Source organism: Enterorhabdus sp. P55 (assembly GCF_009911695.1).
In the GTDB taxonomy this organism is placed as follows: Bacteria; Actinomycetota; Coriobacteriia; order Coriobacteriales; family Eggerthellaceae; genus Enterorhabdus.
Window position 1 is genome coordinate 1 of sequence record NZ_QWKK01000197.1, and the last position, 2,132, is coordinate 2,132.

Below are 2,132 nucleotides of genomic sequence, written 5' to 3' on the forward strand. Positions count from 1 at the left end.
AGCCCCGCGGCCGCCGCCGGCGTCCCGCAGGCGTCGGCGCGCTGCGCCAGCGCCTGGCAACCGCGAGCTACGCCCAGCCGGCCGGGGGCGCACGGGGGGGGCGCCCCCGCCACGCGTCCGAGACGCATGGCGCGCAAACAGCGGCCAGGCGACTTTCTGGCCACTTTCACTATGGTTTACGCAAGTCGCGCCCGCATTCGGCGCCCGCCATCACATGACAGATCGCCTATCCCCAGGTCACCGCAGGACAAAGAAGGGACCGCCCCTCTCAGGGACGGCCCCTCCCGCGTAAACCGCAGCCAAAGTGGCCAGAAAACCCAAATCGCCCGCGCCTGCCGCCTCGCGCCAGCGCGTCAACGCGCGCCCGCCGGTCGGCACCTCGGCGCCAGCGCGCCACCGTTCCCGCACCAAGCGCGCCAACGCCCGCCGGTTGCGCACCCAGCGCCAGCACGCCTGCGCGCCACCGCACCACCGCTCCTCGGCACCCAGCGCCAACGTGCCCCGGCGCCACCGCGCCCGCGCTCGCCGGCGCCCCGCGCCCAAGCGCCCTATGCCAGGCCGCAAGCGCGGCGCAGCGCGTCCACGCGATCGGTGCGCTCCCAGGTGAACTCGGGCAGCTCGCGGCCGAAGTGGCCGTAGGCGGCCGTCTTGCGGTAGATGGGCCGGCGCAGGTCGAGCGCGTCGATGATGGCACCCGGACGCAGGTCGAACACCTCGTCCACGGCACGCTCGATATCGGCCTCGGGCACGTGCGCCGTGCCGAAGGTCTCCACCATCACGCTCACCGGCTTCGCCACGCCGATGGCGTAGGCCACCTGCACCTCGCAGCGATCGGCCAGCCCCGCGGCCACCACGTTCTTCGCCACCCAGCGCGCCGCGTAGGCAGCGGAGCGGTCCACCTTCGTGCAGTCCTTGCCCGAGAAGGCGCCGCCGCCATGGCGGCCCATGCCGCCGTAGGTGTCCACGATGATCTTGCGGCCCGTGAGGCCCGCATCGCCCATGGGGCCGCCGATGACGAAGCGGCCGGTGGGGTTCACGTAGATCTCGCAGTCATCCGCCAGCGCCACGCCCTCAGCCTCGAACACGGGGCGCACCACCGTCTCCACGATGGCGTCGCGCAGGGCGGCCTGGTCAATGTCGTCGGAGTGCTGCGTGGACACGACCACCTTCTCCACCGCGGTGGGACGGCCGTCCTCGTAGCGCACCGAAACCTGGGTCTTGCCGTCGGGGCGCAGGAAGTCGAGCGTGCCGTTCTTGCGCACTTCGGTGAGGCGCTCGGACAGGCGATGGGCCAGATAGATCGGCATCGGCATGAGCGTGGACGTCTCGTTGCACGCGTAGCCGAACATCATCCCCTGGTCACCGGCGCCCACCGACTCGTAGGGGTCGGCCGCGGCCTCGCCGCGCTGGGCCTCCCAGGACTCGTCGACGCCCTGGGCGATGTCGGGCGACTGCTCGTGGATGGAGCTCATCACCGCGCAGGTGTCGGCGTCAAAGCCGAACTTGGCGCGATCGTAGCCGATCTCGCGCACCACCTCGCGCACGATGGCGGGCACGTCCACGTAAGCCTGGGTGCGGATCTCACCGGTGACGAACACGGTGCCCGTGGTGGTGAGCGTCTCGCAGGCGCAGCGCACCTGGCTCACGTCGGCGGGCTGCCCGGACGGCGCCACGTAGCCCTCGCGCTCGAGCTCAGCCTCCTTGGCCAGGATGGCGTCGAGGATGGCGTCGGAAATCTGGTCGCACATCTTGTCCGGATGGCCCTCGGTGACGGACTCGGACGTGAACAGGTACGATGAGTGCTTCTCAGCCATGAAGTTCCTCCTTCATCGGTGTCGGCTGGACCACCTTGGCAGCGCCAGGTTGGTGCCGGGATCATAGAGCCAACTCTCTCCCCCGACTCTGGATAACGGATTCGCGCAAACACGCATCGCGCCATGGTAGCGTGAACGCCCGGCCCGCGCAAGGACGCGCGTCCCCCATGCAGCACCCGCCCTCGGCAGGCGGACGCGAGAAGAGCAGGCAGGAGAAGGCGGCATCCCCGCACCCCGGCCCGCGGTGCGGCCGAGCCCAGCACGCGACCCGCCGACGCCCGACGGGCGCGCCCCGGCGCCCCGCGCGAAGCAGCCGCG

Annotated in this window: 1 protein-coding gene; it reads right to left on the reverse strand. The window is 71.4% G+C overall.

The annotated features are described in order from the left end of the window. Positions 1 to 548 precede the first annotated feature (548 nt). Entirely contained in the window at positions 549 to 1,814 is a 1,266-nt protein-coding gene (gene metK, locus D1643_RS10705) for a methionine adenosyltransferase (protein WP_160710595.1), read from the reverse strand. Between the last annotated feature and the right edge of the window lie 318 nt (positions 1,815 to 2,132).

Bases quoted from the DNA above. Each gene is read 5' to 3' on its own strand.
- metK (WP_160710595.1), bottom strand. From the start codon at position 1,814: ATGGCTGAGAAGCACTCATCGTACCTGTTCACGTCCGAGTCCGTCACC.